Annotated in this window: 1 pseudogene; it reads right to left on the bottom strand. The window is 56.4% G+C overall.

The features are described 5' to 3' along the window. Positions 1–369, bottom strand: a pseudogene (locus tag O2S87_RS18950) (IS5/IS1182 family transposase); the annotation flags it as partial.

Genomic DNA, 369 nt, shown 5'->3' with positions numbered 1-369 from the left:
GTCTCCAAGCAACCAGATTGGATGCTTGACGGCAAGCGCGTCACGTGTGACGCGCATTGCCGTCTCTTTTGAGGCTTGTTTCGCCTGCGTGAACTCCGCTGCGATTGGTATCTTTGGCCCTGCCGAAACGATGCTGAGACCAAAGCCGAAGTAGAACTCTTCAGCTGTTGGATCGTAGTTCCATGAAGCGTCATCATTCCACGCGAGGGCTTCAAGATCGGTTGAGTCGATTCGGAAGGTTGAGTCAAGCAGGCCGCGGGTAGCGGCCTGCTCGACGAGGCGACTGAACACGTCTTCAACAACGAGGTTGAGATCAGTGAGGAACCGATCGACCGCGTCTCTGGACGGCGGTCGATCGAACCCACAGCT

It is taken from the genome of Halohasta sp. A2 (assembly GCF_056175805.1).
The sequence above is the reverse complement of the archived record's forward strand: the minus strand, read 5'-3'. Positions and strand labels throughout refer to the sequence as shown.